Origin of the sequence: Mitsuaria sp. BK041 (assembly GCF_014193085.1) — a bacterium.
In the GTDB taxonomy this organism is placed as follows: domain Bacteria; phylum Pseudomonadota; class Gammaproteobacteria; order Burkholderiales; family Burkholderiaceae_C; genus Roseateles.
In genome coordinates this window covers 1,480,604-1,502,780 of sequence record NZ_JACHYT010000002.1, presented here as the reverse complement: position 1 = coordinate 1,502,780, position 22,177 = coordinate 1,480,604, and the positions used below count along the sequence as shown (strand labels likewise).

Here is a 22,177-nt window from a genome sequence, read left to right as displayed (position 1 = left end):
GGATGAATCAGGCGGCGGCCGATTCGGCGGTTGCATCCTGGTCGGTAAATCCCTTGAAGCGGCCCTTGCGCAGGTGGATCAGCAGCAGCGAAATCGCCGCCGGTGTGATGCCCGAGATGCGCGAAGCTTGGCCCAGGGTTTCGGGACGATGCTTGTTCAGCTTTTGTCTGGCCTCGAAGGAGAGGGCGGTGACCAAGCCGTAGTCCAGGTCTTCGGGCAGCTTCAGGTGCTCGTAGTTGGAGGCGCGGGCGACGTCCTCCTGCTGCTTGCTGATATAGCCGGCGTACTTGACGCTGATTTCGATCTGCTCGACCACCGCATCGCTCAAGTCCGCGCCGACGGACGCGGCCAGCGCGGCGCGCGACACGCCGGCTTCCGGACGTGCAATTGCCGCCACTTCAGCGATGGTATTGAAGGTGACGCCAGGGCGGCGAAGCAGGTCGATGAGGTTGTATTCGCGCTCGAGCGGCTTCCCGACCAGACGTTCCGCATCGGCGGCCGGAAGGATGTTCGGATGCACCCAGGTCGACTTCAGTTTCTCTGTTTCACGTGAAACAGCATCACGCTTGCGGTTGAAAGCATCCCAGCGGGCATCGTCCACCAAGCCCAGTTGCCGCCCCGCTTCGGTCAGTCGCATGTCGGCGTTGTCCTCGCGGAGCTGGAGCCGGAACTCGGCGCGACTCGTGAACATCCGGTAGGGCTCGGTGACGCCCTTGGTAATCAGGTCGTCGACCAGCACGCCCAGATAGGCCTGGTCGCGGCTAGGCAGCCAGGCGTCCTTGCCTTGAACCTGCAGCGCCGCGTTCAGGCCGGCGAACAGCCCCTGAGCGGCCGCTTCCTCGTAGCCGGTGGTGCCGTTGATCTGGCCGGCGAAGAACAGGCCCGCGATGGCTCGCGTCTCGAAGCTGGACTTCAACTCGCGCGGGTCGAAGTAGTCGTACTCGATCGCATAGCCCGGGCGCAGGATGTGCGCGTCTTCCAGTCCCGGGATGGACTGGACGGCCGCCAGCTGGATGTCGAAGGGCAGGGAGGTCGAGATCCCGTTCGGATAGAACTCGTGCGTCGTCAGGCCTTCGGGCTCCAGGAAAATCTGATGCGAGTCCTTGTCGGCGAAGCGATTGATCTTGTCCTCGATGGACGGGCAGTAGCGCGGACCCACGCCCTCGATCACGCCGGTGAACATCGGACTGCGGTCGAAGCCGGAGCGGATGATCTCGTGCGTGCGGGCATTGGTGTGGGTGATCCAGCAGGGCAACTGCCGCGGATGCTGCGCGGCGCTGCCCATGAAGCTGAACACCGGCACCGGGTCCAGGTCGCCCGGCTGTTCGGCGCACTTGGAGAAATCGATGGTGCGGCCGTCCAGGCGCGGCGGGGTGCCGGTTTTCAAACGGCCTTGGGGCAGCTTCAATTCCTTGAGCCGGCCGGACAGCGACACGGCCGGCGGGTCGCCGGCGCGACCGGCGGCATAGTTGTCCAGGCCGATGTGGATCCGGCCGTCGAGGAAGGTGCCGGCGGTCAGCACGACCGCCCGGGCGCGGAAGCGCAGGCCCGACTGGGTGACCGCGCCGACGACGCGGTCCCCCTCGACCATCAGGTCGTCGACGGCCTGCTGGAACAGCATCAAATTGGGCTGGTTCTCCAGCCGGCGCCGGATGGCGGCCTTGTAGAGGATGCGGTCCGCCTGCGCGCGGGTGGCGCGGACCGCCGGGCCCTTGGAGCCGTTGAGGATGCGGAACTGGATGCCGCCCTCGTCGGTCGCCGCGGCCATCGCGCCGCCCAGCGCGTCGACTTCCTTGACCAGATGGCCCTTGCCGATGCCGCCGATCGACGGGTTGCAACTCATCTGGCCCAGCGTCTCGATGTTGTGGGTCAGCAGCAGCGTGCTGACGCCCATGCGGGCCGCCGCCAGTGCGGCCTCGGTGCCGGCATGGCCGCCACCGACCACGATCACGTCGAACTCTTTGGGATAAAACATGGCAAGGCGTCCAGCGGAATCGGCGATCGGTCGATCGAGGCCATCGCGGCGCGCGGAAGGCGCGAATCCAGGCGATGGACAGCCGGCTGGCGTTCAGATGAGGGAAGGGCGCGATTTTACGCGGGGCTGTGGATAAGTCACTGCCTCAGGGAGATAGCGGGCGGACCTTGTTGGCGTCTGCGAAGGGCGTGCGGCGACAATCCCGCCGTCATGAACTGCCGCCCCCACTGCGCCGCCTGCTGCATCGCCCCGTCGATCAGCAGCCCGATCCCCGGCATGCCCGACGGCAAGCCGGCCGGCGTGCGCTGCATCCAGCTCGACGACGAGCTGCGCTGCCGGATCTTCGGCCGGCCGGAGCGGCCCTCGGTCTGCGGATCGCTGCCGCCATCGGAGGACATGTGCGGCGACTCCCGCGAGCAGGCGATGCGCTGGCTCGGCTGGATGGAGGAGCAGACCGCGCCCCCGGCCTAGGCCCTCACGCGGCGCCGACGGACCGACAGCGCCTTGAAAGCGCGTGTTCGTAGAGTCATCCTCTCCAGAAGAACCGACCGGAGACATCGCATGACCCCCACGAACGAGGACCGCCGCCGCTTCCTCCTCCAATCCGCCGCGCTCAGCGCCACGGGCACGACCCTCGGCGCAAGCGCCCCCGCCTTCGCGCAATCCACCTGGCCGTCGCGCAACGTGCGGCTGGTCGTGCCCTTCGCGCCCGGCGGCAGCAGCGAGATCGTGGCCCGCGCCACCGCCGCCGAACTGAGCAAGACGCTGGGCCAGGCGGTCTACGTCGACAACAAACCCGGCGGCGGCGGCAACATCGCGATGGTGGAGGTGGCGCGCGCGGAAGACCAGCACACGCTGATCCTCGGCCACATCGGGACGCTGGCGGTGAACCCGTACATCTACGACAAACTGCCCTACGACCCCAACCGCGACTTCAAGCCGATCACGCTGCTAGCCAAGGTGCCCAGCCTCTACGTCGTCCATCCCGACGTGCCGGCGAAGAACCTCAAGGAATGGGTCGCGCTGGTGCGCAAGAACCCTGGCAAGTTCAGCTACGGCTCGGCCGGCAACGGCAGCGCGGGGCACCTGGCGATGGAGTACCTCAAAATGGTCGCCGACCTCTTCATCCTCCACGTCCCGTACCGCGGCACCGGCCCACAATTGACCGACCTGCTGGCGGGACGGCTCGAGGCCGCGTCGGTCGGCGCGCCGGCCATTCTTCAATTCATCAAGGCCGGGAAGCTGCGCTGTCTGGCGACCGGCTCGAAGGAACGCCTGCCCCAATTGCCCGACGTGCCAACCGTCGCCGAGCAAGGCTACCCAGGCTTCGAAATGACCCAGTGGTACGGGCTGTGCGCGCCGGCCAATCTCGCGGCGGCAAACACGGACAAACTCGCCGTGGAATCGGCGAAGGCCATCCGATCGGTTTCTGCGAAGGAGCGCCTCAGCCACGATGCGGCGGAACCGATCGGCAATACGCCGGCGCAATTCGCGGCGTTCATCGCGCAGGAACAGCAGCGCTGGAAGCAGGTGGTGGCACGGGCGAAGATCAAGCCCGATTGAGGGGGCTTCTGTGACCCCTCCGGGGGGCCAATTGGGGTGCCCTCGGGAGGGCGACTGCGGTTGGCCAAGCGCGGGCTCTCCACGACGCGGGGGGCATCCCGTCCGGGAACCCCCCGCATCATTCCGGCCCCACATTCGCTCGCTGACGCCGCGTGCGCGTGGCACTGGCTGACGCCGTGAGGGCGTCGGGGCGGTGGCGGGGAGGGGGTGTCGGTTGGGTCAGCGGTGCTGGACCGAGCGCAGGTCCTGCACGACGCGGCCACCTTGCAGGCTGACGACGCGCTGCGCCGCGGCGATGGTCTCGGGGCGGTGCGCGATGACGATGCGCGTCAGCGAGAGCTGGCGCAGGCTGGCGTTGACGAGGCGCTCGCGCTCGACGTCGAGCGCGCTCGTCGCCTCGTCCAGGAACAGGAACTGCGGGCGCTTGTAGAGCGCTCGGGCCAGCAGGATGCGCTGGCGCTGGCCGCCGGACAGGCTCGAGCCCATGTCGCCGATCAGCGTCTGGAAACGCATCGGCATGGCCTCGATGTCCTCCAGGACGCAGGCCAGTCGCGCGCATTCGCGGACCCAGTCAGGATCGACGTTGAGGTCGAAGAAGCTGATGTTGTCGGCGATGCTGCCGGCGAAGAGCTGGTCGTCCTGCATGACGGTGCCGATGCGCTCGCGCCAGGCATTGGTGCCCAGCTGGGCGAGGGCGACGCCACCGATGCGGATCTCGCCGTGCTGCGGCGCGTGGATGCCCAGCATGAGCTTCATCAGCGTGGTCTTGCCGCAGCCCGACGGGCCGACGATGGCGACCGATTCGCCAGGCTCGATGCGCAGTGAGCAGCCGGCAATGACCTCCGGCTCGCCGTCGGCGTAACGGAAGCGCAGGCCGTCGAGCTCCAGCGGCGCCTCGCGCGGCACCGCGCGGCCGGGCGCGTCCAGGTCGGCCTCGGGCGCGGTGAGGACGATGTCGGCCAGGCGCTCGCCCTGCAGGCGCAGCATCTTGAGCGCGACGACCTTGTCGATCAGGCCGGCGATGCGTTGGCTGAATTGGTCCTTGTAGGCGAGGAACGCGAACAACATGCCGACCGAGAGTTCCTTGTCCAGCACGAGCATCGCGCCCAGCCCGACGATGGCGACACGCTCGAGCCCGAACAGCAGCTTGTTGCCCTGCGTCATGCCGAGCTCGAGCTTGCGGCCGGTCAGTGAGGCATTCATCTGCTCGACGACCAGGTTGGCGAAACGCGCGCCGCGATCGGCCTGCGCGTTGAAGAGCTTGATCGCCTGCGCACCGCGCAGCGATTCGAGGAAGTGGCTGTTCTGGCGCGCCTCGTGGGTCAGCGCTTCTTCCTGGGCGTCGCGCAGCGGCCGGAAGCAGGCCCAGCGCAGCAGCGCGTAGCCGGCCACGGCGGTCAACGCGACCGCCGTGAGGCGGCCGCTGTAGAGCACCATCATCGCCAGCGTGAGCAGGACCATGAGGCCGTCGAGCACGGCCTCGATGAAGCTGCCGGTCAGCGTCTTCTGGATTTCCTGGACGCTGGAGAAGCGCGACCAGATGTCGCCGAGATGGCGTTTCTCGAACCAGGCCAGCGGCAGCCGCAGGAGGTGCGAGAAGACGTTGGAGAGCCACTGCAGGTTGAGCGAGGCCGACAGGATCATCACCGCCCATGAGCGCAGCAGGCCCATGCCGACCTGCAGCAGCACGAGCAGCGCGAAGCCGATGCCCAGCGTGACGAGCAGGTCGCGGTCGGCGCTGACGATGACGCCATCGACGGTCCATTGCAGCAGGAAGGGCGCGAGCAGGCCCAGCAACTCGAGTCCGAGCGCGAGCGCGAGCACCTGCGCGATGGAGCGCTTGAGCCCGCTGACGTGGCCGAGCAGCTGCCGCCATTGGGGCGCCGGCGCCGGCGCCTTGCGGGCGAAGTCCATGCCGGGCCGCAGTTCGAGCGCGACGCCGGTGAAGTGCTTGGAGACCTCGGCCAGCGGCAGCCGGCGCTCGCCGTGCGCGGGATCGAGCACGACCGCGCGGTCGCCGTCGACGCGGTCCAGCACGACGAAGTGGTTGAAGTCCCAGTGCAGGATGCAGGGCGTGTGCAGCTTGTGCAGCGTGTGCGGCTCGGCGCGCAGCGCGCGGGCGGTGAGGCCGAGCTGCGCGCCCATGCGGACCAGGTCCGCCATCGTCAGGCCCTTGAGCGAGACGGCGAAGCGGTCCCGCAGCTCGCCCAGCGCCCAGCGCTGGCCGTGCGCCGCGGCGACCATGGCCAGGCAGGCGAGGCCGCACTCGGCGGCCTCGGTCTGCAGGATGACGGGACGGCGGCGGCGCCAGCCGAGGTTCAGCTTCGCCAGGAAGCCGGTGGGCGCGGCGCCCGGCGGCGGAGCGCCTGGCGGGGCGCCGGAGGCGGGGACGTCAGACACGGCGGGCGAGGCTCAGCAGCGGTTCGAAGATCCATTCAATCAGGCGGCGCCGCTCGAGCAGCACGTCGGCCTCGAGCAGCATACCGGGGCTGAGCGTCTGGTCCTGCCCGTAGGCCTCGACCGACTGGCGCTGCAGCTGCACGGTGATGCGGTACATCGGCTCGCCTTGCGCCATCGCGGCCGGCAGGCCGAGCTGGGCGAGCTCCGCGGCCTGCAGCGGGGTGCGCGCGACCTGCAGGACCTCGCCGGCCTGCTGGCCGAATTTCTGGTACGGGAAGGCCTGGTAGCGCAGCAGCACCGCCTGGTGCGGGCGCAGGAAGCCGACGGCGCTGGACGGGGCGTAGAGATGCGCCTGCAGCGGCGTGCGGGCGGGGAGCAGGGCGGCGAGTTGCGTGCCGGCCTGCACGACCTGGCCCGGCTCGGCCAGCACGGTGCTCATCTGACCGTCGCTGGGCGCGCGCAGCACGAGCCGGCGGCGCGCCTCGTTCTCGACGCCCTGCGCCTGCAGCGCGGCGATGTCGCGCGCGAGTTCCCCTTGCTGGACCTGTGCCTTCAAGGGAATCGCCTGAAGCTCAGCTTGCAAGCCCAACGCCTCCCGCTGCAGGTTTTCGCGCTCGCGCGAAAGTGCCTGCCGTTGGGCCTGCAAGCCAAGCAACTCCTCCCGCTTGGTCTGGACCTGGGCGCTCGATACGAACTGGTCCTTCGCCAGCGATTCCAGCCGTCCCAGACTCTGCTGCGCCAGCGCCTCGCGCTGGGCATGCAGCTGCAGCTCGGCATCGGCCTGGCGCAGCGTGGATTCGAGCGTGGCGATCCGCGCCTTCAGCGAGGCCGCCTGGCTCTGCGCGAGTTCCCGCTGCTGCGCCTGCGCGGCACCCAGCGATTGCTCGCGGTCCTTCAAGGTCCGCGACAGGCTGTCGCCCGTCGGATTCGCGCTGTCCAGGGACAACACGAACAGCACGTCGCCCTCACGCACCTGCTGCCCATCCTGGACGGGCCGTGCCACGACGGTGGCGCTCTGCGGCACGCTCAGCCGCATCACGCCGCGCTCGGGCACCAGCAGGCCGTTGACGCGGGCCTTGCGGGTGTATTCGGTACTGAACAGGAAGGCGCCGACCGCGACGACACCCCCCAGCGCCAGAAGGCTCAACCAGCGCAAGGTGGCGGGCCGATGCAGCTGCACCGATCCCAGCCAGGCCTGCTGCTGCGAGGCCTGGGCTTCGGCGCGGAAGAGCGCCACCACGATTTGCTACGCCTGGTTGCGAACCTGACGGATCGCGTGTGAGCCGCGAGGGCTCACCAGGTGCCCTTGGGCGCGGGTTCCACGTCCGCCGACGCGGCCGCGGCCAGCGTGGCATCGCTGCCGACCAGCCAGGTGCCCTTCGGGGCGCCGCCGCCGACGTGAACCAGGGCCTGCAGGTCCAACTCGACCAGACCTTCTTCGACTTGCGTGGTGACAGCGACGTTTTGCGGTTGGGCTTGCATAAGAGGCTCCAGATTCGGTGACGTGCCCGGAAAAGTGTTGAGCACGGGACGCATTGAAGCAGCGCGCCGCCTGACGCATAACTGTCAGCTCTTACAGTGTTTACAAGGTGCCGCCGCGGGCAGCATCAGCGAATCAGGCCCAGCCGGAGCGCCTTCAGCACCGCCTGATGCTTGTTGGAGCAGCCCAGCTTGTGCATCGCATTGTTGATGTGCAGCACCGCCGTGCGTTCGGTGATGCTGAGGATGGCGCCGACTTCCCAGGCGGTCTTGCCTTCCATCGTCCAATGCAGGCACTCGAGCTCGCGCGGCGTGAGCCGCGGCGATTCGGTGACCTTCTCCTCCGGCAGCAGCACGCGCAGCGCGGTGTCGACCGCGTGCACCGCGAACAGCTGCAGGTCCGCGACCATGCGCGTGAGCTGGCCCGAATCGCTGGGCAGCGGCTGGTCGCGATCGACGCCAAGCACGAAGTGCCGCCCTTCGGGCAGGTGCAGCGCCAGGCAGATGCCGGTGCTGTAGCCGAATTGCGCCTGCGATTCCCAGATGTCGCTCGCGCCGTGGCGGGCGTAGGTCTGGCGGTCCCACACGATGGGCATGCTGTTGCGCTTGCAGTGCTGCATGACCGGATCGCGGCGGCCGAATTCGGGCGCGTGCATCACCTCCGCATAACCGGCGGGGCAGTTGTCGATGGTGATGAACTCGGTGTCGGCCAGCGTGTGGTCCACCACCGTGATCGCCGAGACCGTCTGGAAATCCAGTTTTTGCGCGAAGCGGATCACCTCACTGCGGAACTCTTCGCGTGAGCGCGCTTCCAGGACTGATTGATAACCGCCTTGCAGCATTGATCGCTCCGGCCCATCGGCCGGCCTTGTGGGCCTCTTCGGGTGGCTGTCGCGGGGGGGCGCCGGGCTCGTCGGGGTTCCGCCACGCGCCCACTGCGACCGCATAGGCCACGTGACGCATTCACGCCCCTGACAGGGTTTACAGCTGGCGGGTCGTGCTCATCATGACCACACTGCTGGTCAAGGGGAGAAGCAGCAACCGCCGATCCGCAATAGCCAAACCAAACAATTCTGACAATGACACCAGCTTGGATTGTGTACGCGTGGCCACGAATATTGTGTGATGTGCAGCGTCTACCCCGCTTACAGTTCGCGCATTTGAGCACGCGCGTGTTGGTGGCGGGAGACGAGGATCACCCGGCCATGGGGCAAACCCTGTGGAGTGGCGAGTCGGAATTCGGCGCCGCCGGCGTGGCATGGGACTGGGTGCGCATGCCTTACGGCATCGTGTCGATGGTCGATCCGATGGCACTGGTGACCAATCTCCAGTTCCTGAATGGCGAGGGCGAGGTGCTCGCTCCCATCGAATCGGCCATCCAGCTCAACGGCATCGTGCACACGCTGCCGTGGCAGGAGCAGGTGCAGCTGGCGCTCGCGACGCGGCACTGAGCTCATCGCGCCACGGCCGCGCGCATCGAGCGCGCCACCAGCGCCAGCCCGGCCACGGTGAGCGCGGCGCCGACGATCACCGTCGGCATCACCTTCGCGAAGGTCAGCGGCTCGCCCTTGAGCACCTGCATCATGAGCAGGTTCTGACCCAGCCCCGGCACCCACAGGTGCCAGGAGGCCTCGCCGCCGGGATGGATGATGGCCACCACCGGCGCCAGCGAGATCGCGGTCACCACCAGCGTGGTGCTGGCCTGCGCTTCCTTGAAGGTCTTGGTGCGGATGGCCAGCGCCATCAGCACCGCCGCCAGGCCCGCGGCCAGCGGGATCTGCAGCAGCAGGAAGCGCAGCGCCTCGCTCCAGCCGAACTGGAACATCGCCGCCAGCGCGTCGCTGCGCATCAGCCACTGGCCGGGCAGGAAGCTGAGGTTGGACAGCACGGCCACCGCCAGGCCCGCCATCATCACCGCGGCCCACTTGCCGGCGACGATGGCGGCATGCGGCGCCGGATTGACCAGCAGCGGCTCGAGCGAGCCGCGCTCGCGCTCGCCGGCGGTGCTGTCGAGCGCGGCGGTCAGCGCGCCGTAGAGCACCGCCATCATGATGAACATCGGCAGGATCTGGGTCAGCCGCGTCGAACGCGCCTGCAGGCTGGCGAGGTCGCGTTCCTGGACCTCGACCGGCTGCAGCTGCCGCGCGCCGATGCCGCGCATCGCCAGCGTCAGCGTCGCGCGCTCGCTGCCGAAGCCCTGCAGCAGGCGGCCGATCGTGCCCACGCCGGCCTCGGCGCGCTGGTTGGCGCTGTCGGTGACGATCTCGATGCGCGGCGCCTCGCCGCCGGCCAGCAGCGTCTCGAAGTCGGCCGGCACGACCATCACCGGATCGCTCAGCGTGGACGAGCGCAGTTGGGCCTCGTAGTCGGCCGGCGCGGCCTTGATCGTGTAGTTCTGGCGCTCGAGGTAGTTGCGCAGCGTGGGCGCATGCTCGATGCCCACGGCGAGCAGCTCGCGCTGCTCGGCGCGCTCCTGCAGCGAGGCCGTCAGGCCCGACATCAGCATCAGCAGCAGCGGCCCCATCAGCACCGCCGGAACCAGTAGGCGCAGCAGCGTGCGGCGGTCGCGCAGCGCGTCGACGATCTCCTTGGCGAAGACGGTGCGGAAAGCCTTGAGGAAGGGACCGTTCATGCGGACTCCAGGTGGCGCGCGTGCGCGGCCTCGGGGAAGGCGAGGTCGACGAAGGCGTCCTCGAAGCGTTGCCGGCCGGTCTGCGCGAGCAGGCCGTCGACGGTGCCGGTCGCGACCGAGCGCCCATGCGACATGACCACGACCTGGTCGCAGAGCTGTTCCACCTCTTGCATGATGTGGCTCGAGAAGACGATGCACTTGGCGCCGCCAGCCGGCGAGCGCAGGTGGCGCAGCACCTCGCGCAGCGCGCGCGTGGCGACCACGTCCAGCCCGTTGGTCGGTTCGTCCAGCACGATGTTGGCCGGGTCGTGCACCAGCGCGCGGGCCAGCGCGGTCTTCATCCGTTCGCCCTGGCTGAAGCCCTCGGCGCGGCGGTCCAGGATGGCGCGCATGTCCAGCAGTTCCGCGAGCGACTCCGCCCGCGCCTGGGCCTGCTCCATCGGCAGGTCCTGCAGCCGCGCGAAGTAGACGATGTTCTCCCGCGCGGTCAGGCGCGGGTACAGGCCATGGGCATCGCCCAGGATGCCCATGCGCGACAGCGCCTCGCGCGGCGAGCGCAGCACGTCCACGCCGTCGACCTCGATCGCGCCCCGGTCCGGCGGGAACAGGCCCGCCAGCATCCGCAGCGAGGTCGTCTTGCCCGCGCCGTTGGGGCCGAGCAGCCCGGTGATGCGGCCGTTGGGCGCGTCCAGGTCCAGGTGATCGACCGCGACGACGGTGCGCGCCGGGCCCTTGCGGCCGAAGCGGGCCGCCAGCGAGCCGCCGCCGCCGCGCGTCTGGAAGGCCTTGTGGAGGGCATGCAGGCGGATCATCGGTCGGACTCCCGGACGGCGGAGGCGGCGGCCGCGAGGGTCGCCGGGGTGGGGGGCAGGAAGGCGGGCGGGCGCGGCAGCTTGAGGGCGCAATTCGCGTCGACGGCCAGGGCATCGGCATCCCGCGGCGCGTCGATGAAGCGGAACAGCACGTCGCGCATGCAGGGCAGCGCCAGCACGACGCCATGGCCCGCGGTGGGCACGACCACATGCCGCGCCTGCGCGCCCAGCGCGGCCTGCACGCGCTGTCCGTGACGCTCGGGCGTCGCGGGATCGCTGCCGCCGCTGGTGATCAGCACCGGATGGCGGGCCGGGGGGAGGGCATAGAACGCGGGCTCGACCGCGCCGCGCGGCCAGCTGGCGCAGACGCGCGCGTAGAGGTCGCGGTCCAGGGTGCCGAAGTCGGGCGAGGGCGCCTCGGTCGAGGCGGCGATGCGGGGCGCGTCCTCGGCGCAGATCACCGAGAAGTGCATGCCCTCGAAGATCCGCATCGCGCGCGAGCCGCCGCTGAGCTGGCCGGCCAGCCCCGCCAGCGCGTCGAAGCGGCCCAGCGACGCTTCATGGATGGCCGCCGGCAGCGCCGCGGCGACCTGGGGCGCGTACAGCGGCGGGCGCACCAGGCCCAGCAGGCCTTCGCGCGTCAGGGTGACTTCCTCCGGCCGCCCGGTCAGCGGATGGGTGAAGGCGACCTTGCGCGGCATGCCCTTGAGCAGCGCCTGCCATTCCGCCTTCAGCGCCGGATAGCGGGCCTGGCAGTCGGCGGCCTGGGCGCAGGCGGCGAAGCTGAGGTCCAGCGCGCGCTGCGCGTCCTGCGAGAAGCTGACCGGCAGCACCATGTCCGGCGGCGCGACGCCGTCGATGACGGCGCGGCGCACCCGGTCGGGGAACTGGCGCTGGTACTCGAGCGCCGCGCGGGTGCCGTAGGACGCGCCGATCAGGTTCCAGCGCTCGACGCCGAGCGCCGCGCGCACGGCGTCCATGTCCTGCATCGCGATCGTCGTGGTGTAGAAGCGCAGGTCGCCGTGGGGCAGCCGTTGCAGCGCGTCGCGGCATTGCTCGAGCAGCCGGACCTTGGCGCCGGGCTTGAGCAGCTCGTCCAGGCTGCGGTCGCTGTTGTCGGGGCAGGAGAGCGGCGCCGAGCGGCCGGTGCCGCGCTGGTCGATGAACACCAGGTCGCGGCGATAGTTCAACCGCGACAGCCGGGGCATCACCGAGGCCGTCAGCGCGATGGCGCTCTGGCCGGGACCACCGGCCAGCAGCAGCACCGGGTCGGGCAGCTTGTTGCGGGCCAGCGCGGGCACCACGACGTAGCGGATGTCGATGCGCACGCCGTCGGGCCGGGCCGGATCGAGCGGCCGGCTCACCTGGCCGCACAGCACCTCGGTGGAGACACCGTCGACCCGGCAGGCCTTCAGCGGCGGGGCCGCCTCGGGCGATGCGGCGCGGGCGCCGCCGGCGGCCAGCGCGAGCGCTGCCAACGCTGCTGCTGAAGCCGCCACTGAGGCCGCCGCCTTCGGTCGCAGGGCCGGGACCGGCCGGGCTCGGGGGGCAGGCCTTGCCCCGGGACGCGTCAACATGGACTCTCTCCTCCGTCGTGCCCGGCGATTATGGCCAGCGGGAGGGACGCGGCCGGGTGCCTTCGGTCAGGTCCCGCGGCGACCGAACATGCCCCAGCCTTCCATGGTCATGACCAGCTCGTCCTTCTGGTTGAAGACCTCCCAGCTCGAGCGCACCAGCCCGATGGCCGGGCGGCTGCGGCTGTCCTTGGTCTCGAGCACGGTCATGCGCACCCGCAGCGTGTCGCCGGGGCGCACGGGCTTGAGCCAGCGCAGCTGGTCGATGCCGGGGGAGCCCTGGCTGGTCGAGTCCAGCAGGTAGGCGTCGCACATCATCCGCATCACCAGCGCGCAGGTGTGCCAGCCGCTGATCGAGAGGCCGCCCAGCACCGAGGCGGTGGCGGCGTCCTCATCCAGATGCAGCGGCTGCGGGTCGTAGGCCGCGGCGAAGGCCAGGCCCTCCTCGCGGTCGACAAGGCGCGAGCCGAACTCACGGACCTGGCCGACGCTGAAGTCCTCGAAGGCATGGGTCGGGGAGGGGGTCGGGGCGGAAGTCTGGGCGGGGGTGGGCGTGGGGGAGCGCATCGATGAGGTCCTCGGACAAGTCTCGATCGGGCGACTGTAGGCGCGCGGCCGCCGGGCGATTGGCGCGACGGCGACATCCCCGCGCGCCGCCCTCGGCATTGCGCCCGTCCGGCTGGGCGCGTATGGTCCCCGGGTTCCGCTTCCCCAATCCGTTCCCCAATCGCCCGCTCGCTGCCGAGCGGGCCACGTCGAAGGAGACCCCATGAAGCTCTACTACAGCCCCGGCGCCTGCTCGCTGTCGCCGCACATCGTCCTGCGCGAGGCCGGCCTGGCCTTCGAGCCGGTGCTGGCCAGCACCAAGACCCACAAGCTGCAGGACGGGACCGATTACTACGGCATCAATCCCAAGGGGTATGTGCCGCTGCTGGAGCTCGACGACGGCCAGCGGCTGACCGAAGGGCCGGCGATCGTCCAGTACATCGCCGACCAGGCGCCCGACAAGCAGCTCGCGCCGGCCAACGGCACGATGGCGCGCTACCGGCTGCAGGAGTGGCTCAACTTCATCACGTCCGAGCTGCACAAGACCTTCAGCCCGCTGTTCAACCCGGCGGTCTCGGAGGACGCCAAGGGCGTGTTCCGCAGCAAGCTGCATGAGCGCTTCAAGTGGATCGACGGCCAGCTCGAAGGCAAGCAGTTCCTGATGGGCGAGCAGTTCTCGGTCGCGGATGCCTACCTGTTCACCGTCTCGAACTGGGCACAGCACGTGGGCGTGGATCTCGCCGGTTATGCCAATCTGGTGGCCTACCGCGGCCGCGTCGCGGCCCGGCCGGCCGTGCAGGAAGCGATGAAGGCAGAAGGCCTGCTGAAGTAGTCGGGCCCTCGGTGGGGGTGAGGGCCAGCGGCCTCACCCCTTCTTCAGCAGCGACTCGCAGGCGCCCTTGTCATCGGCGTCCTGCTTCGCGCACACGCCATCGAGCTGCGTCCGCAGCCGCGCGAGGGTGGCCTCATGCTGCCCCTTCGCGTTCCACGCCACCAACTGGCTGCCGACCTTCTGCAGCGCACGCGCGCTGCGCTCATAGAACGCGCCCTTGTCCTTCCCCGCCTCGGCCAGCAGCTGCGAGGCGGCCTTCTCGATGCGTGCCGCGTCCTGCGGCGCCAGCTCGACCAGCGCGCTCAGGTAATTCGATCCCCACTGCAACCGCGTCGCCGGCCCTTCGCTCTTGTTGAAGGCCTCCTCGTACCAGCGCAGCGCCTCTTCCTTGCGGCCTTGCTTGCGGGCGTTGCCGCCCAGCGAGCTCATCAGGTAATACGGGCTGTGGCTCTTGGCCAGGCTGGCCTTGAGCAACGCGTCGCTGTCGCTCCACAGGCCGGCGCGCCCGAGCAGGAAGGCCGCCGAGGTGATCACCGCCTGGCGCTCATAGCCGTCGGTGACCTCCTTGTCGACCTTGGCGGCATGCGCCTTCACCTCCGCCAGCAGCGGCGCGGGCAGCTTGGGCGTCAGCTCGGTCTTGGACTGGTCCAGCCGCGCCAGCTCGACCCGCGCGATCAGCGATTGCAGGCGGTCGGCCCGCGACAGGGAGGCGTCGGCCTCGAAGCGCTTGAGCGCCGCGTCGAACTTCGCGACCAGCGCCTGCCGCTCCGGACCCGCAGCGGGCGCCAGCGCGCGGACGATGTCGTCGCCGTTGTTGCTCAGCACATCCATCTGCGCGCGGGCAGCGGCCGGATCCGCCAGCACCTGCTCCACGCGGGACCGCAGCGCGGCATCCGCCTTGAGCGCGCCGCCGCCCTCGGTGGCGGCCAGCGCCTTGAGCCACAGCCGGGTGGTGGTCTCCTCATCGACGCCCTGGCTCGCCGCGGCCAGCCGCGCCAGCAGCGCGGGCCGCTGCGCGGCGGGCACCAACTGCTGCTCGTCGGTCTCCCAGGAATAGAAACCCAGCAGCTTCCACTCGTTGGCGGACAGCTTCCGGCCCGCCTGGGCGTCGGCCAGCACCGTCTTGACGGGGCGGCCGCCGGCCAGGCCCAGCTGCAGCACGCGCAGCACCTGCGGTGCGTCGACCTCGCCCGGCAGGCGCGTGAGCTCCTGGCCGTCGTTGCCGAACAGGATCATGGTCGGATAACCGCGCACCTTGAAGCGCGCGCCCAGGCGCTGGGCGCCGGGGTTGTCGCCGTCGATGTGGACCGCGACGAAGGCGCGCGACTGCTCGATGAAGTCGGCGCGGTTGAACAGTGTGGCCTTGAGCTGGTTGCACGGCGGGCACCACTTGGCGCCCCAGTACAGCAGCACCGGCTTCTTCTCGCCGCGGGCCTGGGCGAAGGCGCGCTCGATGTCGGCGTCGCCGGAGGCTTCCTGCCATGACACCGAGGACGCCGCGCTCGCGGCGGTCGCCACGGGCATCAGCGCCGGGATCGCGCCGATCGTGGACAGCGCGGCGGCAAGGACGGTCAGTCGGGCGGCCGAGCGCAGGCGCCGGGCGGTCGAGGTGCGGAAAGTCATGGCGGAACGCGCGGCCTCGTGAGCCGTTGGTGTCGAGGGAAGGCGGCATTGTGGCGCCGCGCCGGCCCGCCCGATATGCGGGACGCTTCTAACCTTGCTTGCCCCGCAGGATCGCGCCGCGCCGCAGGCTCTCGGCGGGCCAGCGCTCGCGGGTGTCGTAGTACTCGGGCACGGCGACGGCGCCCGGCGGCAGCTGCACCCAGGGCTGTTTGGAGGCGGTGAAGATGTGGATGTCCGGCGGCAGCCGGTCCGGCTCGTCGAGTGTGCCCACGCGCACGAAGCGCATCGCGTCGCCGGCGCCGGCGTAGTTGCTCCACACCGCGATCCAGCAAGTCGGGCAGCGCCAGATCTTCTGACCCTTGCCGCTCGCCGACGGGTTCATCACCGGTACCGGTTCGCCCGCGAGCAGCTCCACGCGGTCCGCCTCGATCAGCGCGTTGAGCGCGAAGGCCGCGCCGCTGGCGCGCTGGCACCAGCGGCAATGGCAGCAGTGGACGAACAGCGGCCGGCTGGTCATGCGGTAGCGGACCTGGCGGCAGTCGCAGCCGCCTTCGAAGCTCTCCGGGGTGTCGCTCATGGCGTGTCTCCTCCTGATCCGGAGGGCGCAGGATAGCCGGCCGAAAACGGCGAGTGCCAGCTCCGCGCCGCGCCGCCGCGCGAAACGGGGACGGCGCGGCTCGCGGCCGTCGCCGGCGGCGCAGGGCTCAGCCGTCCGCGAGCGCGCGCCGCGTCGCGGCGTCCGCGGGGAAGAAATGCTCCACGCGCAGCGACGCCAGCGTGACGTCCAGCGGCGAGCCGAAGCTGGTGAACGCCGAGAACAGGCTGAGCACGCCCGCCGACGAACGCAGCCGCGTGTGCAGCAGCGGCGTGTGGGCGTGCGGCGCGACGCGCTGCGGCACATGCGGACGCAGTTCCTCCAGCAGCGGCTTGAGCTCGGCGAAATGCGCGGCCTCGTGCTGGGCGCGGCTCCAGAGCGCGGCGCAGACCTCGGCCTCGTTCTCGCACAGGGCGCGCAGCCCGCCCGGCTGCAGGCAGGCGCGCAGCAGGTTGAAGCCGGGCTGGAGCATCGCCTCGGCGTCGACGCCCAGCAGCGTCATCAGCCGGTGCGCGCCGCGGTTGGCCATCACCAGGTTCCAGCCGCCGTCCAGCACCAGCGCGGGCGCGGGGTCGTGCGCGTCGAGCAGATGGCGCAGCGCCTCGCGCACCGCGCCGAGGTCGGGATCGTCGAGCGAGCGGCGCGGATAGTGCGGCGCGTAGCCGGCGGCCAGCAGGGCCTCGTTGCGGCGCGGCAGCGGCGCGTCCAGCGCGTCCAGCAGCGCGATCAGCATCTCGCGGCTCGGCCGCGCGCGGCCGGTCTCGATGCAGCTCAGGTGGCGCTGCGACACGCCCACGCGCAGCGACAGCTCGAGCTGGCTCAGGCGGCGCTCGCGGCGCAGCTGCGGCAGCAGCACCGTGACGGGGGAGGTCGCGGAGGTCGAGGCGGTGAACGTGTTCATGCGGGGCATGCTAGCCGCGGGGTGGAGGGCGGCAATGACCTCGGAGGTCATTGAGCCGGCGCGCGCCGCCGCCGAGACTGACCGCCATGTTCAACCCGTCGATGACCTCAAGGAGCCCGTCATGCTGAAGATCTCCCTCGCCCTGGTGTTGGCCGTGTTCGGCGCGTATTCGATGCACGTCGTCGTGGAGCTGGGTTACGTCGGCCTGTGGATGTCGCTGTTCGAGCGGCCCGGCAGCCGTCAGGCGGTGGCCGACCTGATGATCGCCTGCGTGCTGCTGCTGAGCTTCCTGTGGCGCGACGCGCGGCAGCAGGGCCGTCGCTTCTGGCCGTATGCGGTGATCACGCTGGCGGCCGGCTCGGTCTGTCCGCTGCTGTACCTGCTGCTGGCGCCCAAGGCCGCGACCGCGCCGGCGCCCCGGGCCGACGGCCTTCAGGCCTCGCCCAGCAAGTCCTGACCCTCGTCCAGCGGCGGCGCCTCGGGCGCCGCCTTCGCGAGCGCCATCCAGGTGCCGAAGTCCGGCTTCATCGGCCGGCGCGGCGCCGGACGGCCCAGCTCGAAGCGCCAGCCCTCGCCCAGCTCATGCGCGAACAGCACGCCGAAGGCGGGCGGGATTTCCTCCACCGCGGCGATGCCCGCGCGCAGCACGTACCAGCACTGGCCGCTCAGCGCGAGGTAGGCCTGTGCCTTGGCCGGGCGGCGGAGTTCCGAGAGCAGGTCGGCGCGGCTGACCTTGATCTCGTGGACGGCCGGTTCGAGGTAGTCCTCGACGGTGGTGTTGCGCACCGAATAGACGTCGGGCATCGCGTTGACCCAGCGCAGGCGGTCGGGTTCGTCCTCGCGCGGCAGTCCGGCGCGCAGCGACAGTCCGCGCCAGACCACGCGCCCCGCGCGCTGCAGCTCCACGGCCATCCGGCCGACCAGGTCCTCGTGCCGGTCGCGGGCGGCGCGGTTCCTGCGCAGGCCCAGGTGCAGGACCTCGATGCCGGGGGCGGTCAGCCGCAGCGTCTCGCGGCCGTGCGCGTCCTGCTGGCGCTCCAGCCAGCCCAGCGCCAGCAGCTCCACCTCCAGCATGTCCTGGCACGGCCAGCCCGCCGAGCGCCACAGCTGGCGCAGGCGGCGGATCTGGATCACGGTGGGACGGAGCGGCGGCGAGGACATCCGGCGATGTTGCCCGACAGGCATGGCGAAACCCGGCAGTAGCCACGTCGCGGCATGCGCGGTGCTGCCTGACGCGCTTGCCCGGCCGGGCCTGGACACGTGCTACCACGCGCCCCGTCGCCTATCACGCCGCCCGGTCGAATAATGGACGTCATGGCGACTATCAGGGCTCATAAAGGTTCTGATGGGAGCCCTAAACCCGACAGACCTCTTCCGGTCCAGCCATGCGGACCGCGAAAGGTGGGCGAGGATCTCAACAGGAGAAAAAAAGCCACGCCTCGTGAGAGGACGTGGCCAACAGGGAGGAAGTTGCCGGGGCCCGGAGCGTCGGGCCCGAGGGCCGGGCGAGGGCCCGGCCGGCGCATTCCAGCGCTTTCGGCGCGTCAGTTGTTGGTGCGTTCGCGGCGCAGCGAGCCCACCATCGCGGTGTTGTCGCCCATCACGAAGACGGTGTAGACGTACCCTGCCGCGATGCCCAGGTCGCTCAGCGAGTACACCGGCGTTGTCGACGACGGCGAGGTCACCGTCAGCAGCGCCGAGGTCGAGGCCGGCGTTGTCTGCGCCGTCGAGGCGGTCCCGGCCACCACGTTCGACGCCAGCGCGCTGTAGTCGACGTTCAGTGTCAGGCCGGTCGCGGCGCTCGCCACGCCGTTGACCAGGCGGATCTTGGCGGTCGTCGTCGGGCTGGTGGGCAGGCGGTTGTCATCGGTCAGCACCGCCAGCTGCGGACTCGCCGCCGGGCCCCACACCATCAGGGTGTAGTCGTTGCCCGCCACCAGCGTCGGCTTGGCGAAGGACATCAGCTGGCCGTTGACGTAGACCGACAGGTCGGCCGCGCCGGCCGTGAGGGTGGTGTAGTCGCCGATCGTCGGCGCGACCGAGGTGGGCATCAGCGCCGTCTGGCCGACCGAGCCCGACACCAGCGCGCTGCCGCCCACCGCCGCCACCAGCCGCGCCCGCGCGGTGGTATTGGGGAAGTTGGTCGTCGCGCCCTGCTGGATCAGCTGGATGCCGTTGACCAGCACGCCGCCGGCGCTGCCGGTCAGCACCAGCGTCGAGACGCCGGCCGAGGGCAGGGTGATGCTGGGGATGTCCAGGCGCACGTCGCTCTTGGAGCCGGCGGCGGTCAGGCGGACCCGGAAGGTGCCGCTGTTCAGCGACACGTAACCGCTGCCCGAGCCGGCCGCGATGCCGGCCGCCACCGTCGACGCGGTGTCCAGCGTCTCGTCCGCGCCGGTGACGTAGACGTCCATCGAGCCCGCGTCCGGCGCCAGGTTCAGCACCAGCAGCTTGGACTTGCCGGAGGCCGGCGCTTCCTGGTCCTCCTGCAGCAGCGTCGTCTGCAGCGAGCCCGCCGAGCCGTAGGCGATCATCGCGTAGTGGCTGCCGGCCGCCAGCGTCGGCGTGGACGAGGCCAGCGTGCTGCCGACGCTGTTGCTCTGGATCTCGGTGCCGGTGGCGGAGGTCTTCACGTCGGCATAGCTGCCGACCCCGGCGTAGGCCACGGCGGAGTTGACCGTCGTGCTGTCCACCGACATATCCAGCGCGGCATAGCCGATGCTGGCGTTGAGAAGGCGCATCTGCGCCGTGCTGCTGTCACCGCCGCCCCCGCAGGCGGTCAGCAAGGTGGCAGCGGCCACGCTCAGGCCCCAGGCCCAGGTCTTGAATCGCATCGTCCGACACTCCGATTGAGGATGGCGGGATTGAACGAGGCCCGTGTTGCTGCGGCTTGTGGCCGCTTGCCAGGTTTGTGTAGTTCCATATCAAGACTGACACAGCATTGCTGGCGCCTCGGCCCAGCGCGGGCGTACCTGGGGTCTTCCCTCCTGGGTTCCACTCTCTAAACGGCCGGCGGGCGCGCCGCTAGCATCCGCGCCATGAATGCCTACCCGCAGCTGCTGTCGCCCCTGGACCTGGGCTTCACCACCCTCAGGAACCGCGTGCTGATGGGCAGCATGCACACGGGGCTGGAGGACTCGCGCAAGCACATCGGGCGCCTGTCCGAGTACTTCGCCGAGCGCGCCCGCGGCCAGGTCGGCCTGATCGTCACCGGCGGCTACGCGCCCAACATCGCCGGCTGGGCCAAGCCCTTCGCCGGCACCTTGATGACCGGCGGCGCCGCGCGGCGGCACCAGGCCATCACGCGCGCGGTCCATGCCGAGGGCGGCAAGATCGCGCTGCAGATCCTGCACACCGGCCGCTACGGCTACCACCCGTTCAACGTCGCGCCTTCGGCGCTGAAGTCGCCGATCTCGCCCTTCACGCCGCATGCGCTGAGCGAGCGCGGCATCGAGCGCCAGATCCGCGCCTTCATCCGCTGCGCCGTGCTGGCGCGCGAAGCGGGCTACGACGGCGTCGAGGTGATGGGCTCCGAGGGCTACTTCATCAACCAGTTCCTGGTCGCCGCGACCAACCGGCGCGACGATGCCTGGGGCGGCGACTTCGCGCGCCGCATGCGGCTGCCGGTGGAGATCCTGACCCGCATGCGCGAGGCCGTCGGGCCGGACTTCATCATCATCTACCGCCTGTCGATGCTGGACCTGGTCCCCGACGGCGGCAGCTGGGACGAGGTGCTGCAGCTCGCGCGCGCCGTCGCCCAGGCCGGCGCGACCATCATCAACACCGGCATCGGCTGGCATGAGGCCCGCATCCCGACGATCGCCACCAGCGTGCCGCGGGCCGGCTTCGCCTGGGTCACGAAGAAGCTGCGCGACCAGCTGCACGCCGAGGGCCTGCGCATCCCGCTGATCACCAGCAACCGCATCAACACGCCGGAGGTCGCCGAGTCGGTGTTGGCCGACGGCTCGGCCGACATGGTCTCGATGGCGCGGCCGCTGCTGGCCGACCCCGCCTTCGTGCGCAAGGCCGCGGAGGGCCGCGCCGACGAGATCAACACCTGCATCGCCTGCAACCAGGCCTGCCTGGACCATGTCTTCAAGCAGGAGGTCGCGTCCTGCCTGGTCAACCCGCGCGCCGGCCACGAGACGCTGCTGCGCATCGTGCCGGTGGCCCCGGAGCAGCGGCGCAAGCGGGTGGCCGTGGTCGGCGCCGGACCGGCTGGCCTGGCCGCCGCGACGACGCTGGCCGAGCGCGGCCATGCCGTCACCCTGATCGACGCCGCCACCGAGATCGGCGGCCAGTTCAACCTCGCCAAGCGCATCCCGGGCAAGGAGGAGTTCCACGAGACGCTGCGCTACTTCAAGCGGCGGCTGGAACTGCTGGGCGTGACGCCGCAGCTGGGCCGGCGCGTCCGTGCCCAGGACCTGATGGACTACGACGAGGTGCTGCTCGCCACCGGCGTCACGCCGCGCGACCCGCGCATCCCCGGCCAGGAGGAAGGCGTCGCTCGGGGCCAGGTTCTGACCTACCTGGAAGTGCTGCGTGGCGAGAAGCCGGTCGGCCGCCGCGTGGCGGTGGTCGGCGCGGGCGGCATCGGCTTCGACGTGTCGGAGTTCCTGCTCGAGCAGGGGCACTCGCTGGCGCTGGATGCGCCCGCCTGGCGCCGGCATTGGGGCGTCGGCGATCCGCAGGAGACCCGCGGTGGCCTCGCCCGTCCGCAACCCCAGCCGGCGGAGCGCGAGATCACGCTGCTGCAGCGCCGCGCCGGCAAGCTCGGCGCCGGCCTGGGCAAGACCACCGGCTGGATCCATCGCGCGGCGCTGAAGACGCACGGTGTACGGATGATCGGCGGCGTGCAGTACGAGCGCATCGACGCGGCCGGCTTGTGGATCAGCCGGGGCGAGGATCGCACCGAGCCCGAGCGCATCGACTGCGACACCATCGTGCTGTGCGCCGGCCAGGAACCCTTGCGCGAACTCGAGGCGCCGCTGCGCGCGGCGGGCCGGTCGGTGCACCTGATCGGCGGTTCGGCCGAGGCGAAAGAATTGGACGCAAAGCGTGCAATCCTGCAGGGAACCCAGGTGGCGGCCTCGCTGTAAACCCTAGCGGCCCCTTCAGCCGCGCGCCGATACTCCGAAGGTCGAGCCAAAGGGAGCGGCCGCCACACGCGGTCGCCGCCGACCTGGGGCCAGCTGTTGCCCCTCCATTCATAAGAAAAGCTTGGGTGAGCCATGCGTCTTCGCCT

The 22,177-nt window shown here is 70.4% G+C and carries 20 protein-coding genes; 6 read left to right on the top strand and 14 right to left on the bottom strand.

Annotated features, from left to right (window positions below; all coding sequences use genetic code 11):
* Window positions 1-7: 7 nt before the first annotated feature.
* A complete protein-coding gene (gene mnmG / locus FHT38_RS22520; RefSeq protein ID WP_183493286.1) occupies window positions 8-1,975 on the bottom strand; it encodes a tRNA uridine-5-carboxymethylaminomethyl(34) synthesis enzyme MnmG in 1,968 nt (655 codons plus the stop codon).
* 210 nt (window positions 1,976-2,185) lie between these two features.
* On the opposite strand from mnmG, the gene FHT38_RS22515 reads away from it, so the two are divergent.
* On the top strand, window positions 2,186-2,446 hold the full coding sequence (locus tag FHT38_RS22515; protein ID WP_091729611.1) for a YkgJ family cysteine cluster protein: 261 nt from the start codon (window positions 2,186-2,188) through the stop codon (window positions 2,444-2,446).
* A 90-nt stretch (window positions 2,447-2,536) separates the two neighbouring features.
* Entirely contained in the window at window positions 2,537-3,538 is a 1,002-nt protein-coding gene (locus tag FHT38_RS22510) for a tripartite tricarboxylate transporter substrate binding protein (protein WP_183493639.1), read from the top strand.
* A 219-nt stretch (window positions 3,539-3,757) separates the two neighbouring features.
* On the opposite strand, the gene FHT38_RS22505 is transcribed toward FHT38_RS22510, so the two are convergent.
* The 4 genes from FHT38_RS22505 to FHT38_RS22490 form a co-directional block, all read right to left on the bottom strand.
* On the bottom strand, window positions 3,758-5,938 hold the full coding sequence (locus tag FHT38_RS22505) for a peptidase domain-containing ABC transporter (protein WP_310737416.1): 2,181 nt from the start codon (window positions 5,936-5,938) through the stop codon (window positions 3,758-3,760).
* The gene (locus FHT38_RS22500; RefSeq protein WP_183493285.1) at window positions 5,931-7,175 is read right to left on the bottom strand and encodes an HlyD family secretion protein; all 1,245 of its coding nucleotides are present in this window, start codon (window positions 7,173-7,175) and stop codon (window positions 5,931-5,933) included. The genes FHT38_RS22505 and FHT38_RS22500 overlap by 8 nt, the downstream gene beginning before the upstream one ends.
* Window positions 7,176-7,231: 56 nt before the next feature.
* Window positions 7,232-7,420, bottom strand: a complete 189-nt coding sequence (locus tag FHT38_RS22495; protein ID WP_091729598.1) for a hypothetical protein — start codon at window positions 7,418-7,420, stop codon at window positions 7,232-7,234.
* Between the two features lie 125 nt (window positions 7,421-7,545).
* Window positions 7,546-8,259 carry a helix-turn-helix transcriptional regulator gene (locus tag FHT38_RS22490; RefSeq protein WP_091729594.1) on the bottom strand — a complete coding sequence of 238 codons (714 nt, stop codon included), beginning with the start codon at window positions 8,257-8,259 and terminating at the stop codon, window positions 7,546-7,548.
* A gap of 363 nt (window positions 8,260-8,622) precedes the next feature.
* Between FHT38_RS22490 and FHT38_RS22485 the strand changes: the two genes are divergently transcribed.
* Entirely contained in the window at window positions 8,623-8,868 is a 246-nt protein-coding gene (locus FHT38_RS22485; RefSeq protein ID WP_091729590.1) for a hypothetical protein, read from the top strand.
* A gap of 2 nt (window positions 8,869-8,870) precedes the next feature.
* Here FHT38_RS22485 and FHT38_RS22480 read toward each other — a convergent pair whose 3' ends face one another.
* From FHT38_RS22480 to FHT38_RS22465, 4 genes are all read right to left on the bottom strand, one after another.
* On the bottom strand, window positions 8,871-10,049 hold the full coding sequence (locus FHT38_RS22480) for an ABC transporter permease (RefSeq protein ID WP_183483602.1): 1,179 nt from the start codon (window positions 10,047-10,049) through the stop codon (window positions 8,871-8,873).
* The gene (locus FHT38_RS22475; protein WP_091729580.1) at window positions 10,046-10,861 is read right to left on the bottom strand and encodes an ATP-binding cassette domain-containing protein; all 816 of its coding nucleotides are present in this window, start codon (window positions 10,859-10,861) and stop codon (window positions 10,046-10,048) included. Before FHT38_RS22475 ends, FHT38_RS22480 begins: the two co-directional genes overlap by 4 nt.
* Window positions 10,858-12,339 carry an alpha/beta hydrolase gene (locus FHT38_RS22470; RefSeq protein ID WP_255488891.1) on the bottom strand — a complete coding sequence of 494 codons (1,482 nt, stop codon included), beginning with the start codon at window positions 12,337-12,339 and terminating at the stop codon, window positions 10,858-10,860. The genes FHT38_RS22475 and FHT38_RS22470 overlap by 4 nt, the downstream gene beginning before the upstream one ends.
* A gap of 165 nt (window positions 12,340-12,504) precedes the next feature.
* Window positions 12,505-13,002, bottom strand: coding sequence for a MaoC family dehydratase (locus tag FHT38_RS22465; RefSeq protein WP_183493283.1), 498 nt, complete (start codon window positions 13,000-13,002; stop codon window positions 12,505-12,507).
* Between the two features lie 202 nt (window positions 13,003-13,204).
* Between FHT38_RS22465 and gstA the strand changes: the two genes are divergently transcribed.
* A complete protein-coding gene (gstA, locus tag FHT38_RS22460) occupies window positions 13,205-13,813 on the top strand; it encodes a glutathione transferase GstA (RefSeq protein ID WP_183493282.1) in 609 nt (202 codons plus the stop codon).
* A 33-nt stretch (window positions 13,814-13,846) separates the two neighbouring features.
* Here gstA and FHT38_RS22455 read toward each other — a convergent pair whose 3' ends face one another.
* From FHT38_RS22455 to FHT38_RS22445, 3 genes are all read right to left on the bottom strand, one after another.
* Window positions 13,847-15,436, bottom strand: a complete 1,590-nt coding sequence (locus FHT38_RS22455) for a thioredoxin fold domain-containing protein (RefSeq protein ID WP_255488890.1) — start codon at window positions 15,434-15,436, stop codon at window positions 13,847-13,849.
* 88 nt (window positions 15,437-15,524) lie between these two features.
* Window positions 15,525-16,013: a GFA family protein gene (locus FHT38_RS22450; RefSeq protein ID WP_183493281.1), complete on the bottom strand. Its 489-nt coding sequence runs from the start codon at window positions 16,011-16,013 to the stop codon at window positions 15,525-15,527.
* A 127-nt stretch (window positions 16,014-16,140) separates the two neighbouring features.
* Window positions 16,141-16,932: a helix-turn-helix domain-containing protein gene (locus tag FHT38_RS22445; protein WP_255488889.1), complete on the bottom strand. Its 792-nt coding sequence runs from the start codon at window positions 16,930-16,932 to the stop codon at window positions 16,141-16,143.
* A 121-nt stretch (window positions 16,933-17,053) separates the two neighbouring features.
* Between FHT38_RS22445 and FHT38_RS22440 the strand changes: the two genes are divergently transcribed.
* Entirely contained in the window at window positions 17,054-17,389 is a 336-nt protein-coding gene (locus FHT38_RS22440; RefSeq protein ID WP_183493279.1) for a DUF2834 domain-containing protein, read from the top strand.
* Here the strand turns inward: FHT38_RS22440 and FHT38_RS22435 are convergent.
* Window positions 17,365-18,093, bottom strand: a complete 729-nt coding sequence (locus tag FHT38_RS22435) for a hypothetical protein (protein ID WP_091729554.1) — start codon at window positions 18,091-18,093, stop codon at window positions 17,365-17,367. The genes FHT38_RS22440 and FHT38_RS22435 overlap by 25 nt on opposite strands.
* A 383-nt stretch (window positions 18,094-18,476) precedes the next feature.
* Window positions 18,477-19,766 (bottom strand): DUF4397 domain-containing protein, encoded by a 1,290-nt coding sequence (locus FHT38_RS22430; protein ID WP_183493278.1) that lies wholly within the window; start codon window positions 19,764-19,766, stop codon window positions 18,477-18,479.
* 204 nt (window positions 19,767-19,970) lie between these two features.
* On the opposite strand from FHT38_RS22430, the gene FHT38_RS22425 reads away from it, so the two are divergent.
* Window positions 19,971-22,031 (top strand): FAD-dependent oxidoreductase, encoded by a 2,061-nt coding sequence (locus FHT38_RS22425; RefSeq protein ID WP_183493277.1) that lies wholly within the window; start codon window positions 19,971-19,973, stop codon window positions 22,029-22,031.
* Window positions 22,032-22,177 lie beyond the last annotated feature (146 nt).